The following is a 488-nucleotide window of genomic DNA, read 5'->3' as shown; positions in this document are numbered from 1 at the left end:
CCTCTTATATTTTATAATTTCTTAATTTGACGCTTCCGCCTACTCCTGTTAAAATAAACTGTAGACACATCTATCCAAAGCATCACACAGTCAAGTAATATAACTGTCATAACCGAACTGGTTAGACAGTTTTTTTGTACTCTTTTTTATAGAAAAAACGAATTGGAGGATTTCAATGAGCAAACGTACCAGAATTCATCCCGTACAATTTTATTTGAATGATGACGAACAATACATTTTAGAAGAAAAATATCGTCTTTCCAGGATGAAAAGCAAATCTGCCTTTCTACGGAAAATGATCTTATATGGATTTGTATATGAAGTAGACTACTCTCATATCCGAAAAATGAATACCCTGCTGGGCAATATCAGCAGCAATTTGAATCAGATCACCCATCGTATAAACAGTACCAATACAGTTTATCCAAAGGACCTGGACGATATAAAGGAGTTAATGGAAAAAATATGGCAGTTACAAAAATCCATGG

Annotated in this window: 1 protein-coding gene; it reads left to right on the top strand. The window is 34.0% G+C overall.

Features of this window, described 5'->3' with window-relative positions; translation table 11 throughout:
* Nucleotides 1-175: 175 nt before the first annotated feature.
* A partial coding sequence (locus LJE09_RS17440) for a plasmid mobilization protein (RefSeq protein WP_227219499.1) occupies nucleotides 176-488 on the top strand: 313 nt, incomplete at its 3' end.

The organism is Blautia sp. DFI.3.45, from assembly GCF_020593505.1.
In the GTDB taxonomy this organism is placed as follows: domain Bacteria; phylum Bacillota; class Clostridia; order Lachnospirales; family Lachnospiraceae; genus Blautia_A; species Blautia_A wexlerae.
The sequence above is the reverse complement of the archived record's forward strand: the minus strand, read 5'-3'. Positions and strand labels throughout refer to the sequence as shown.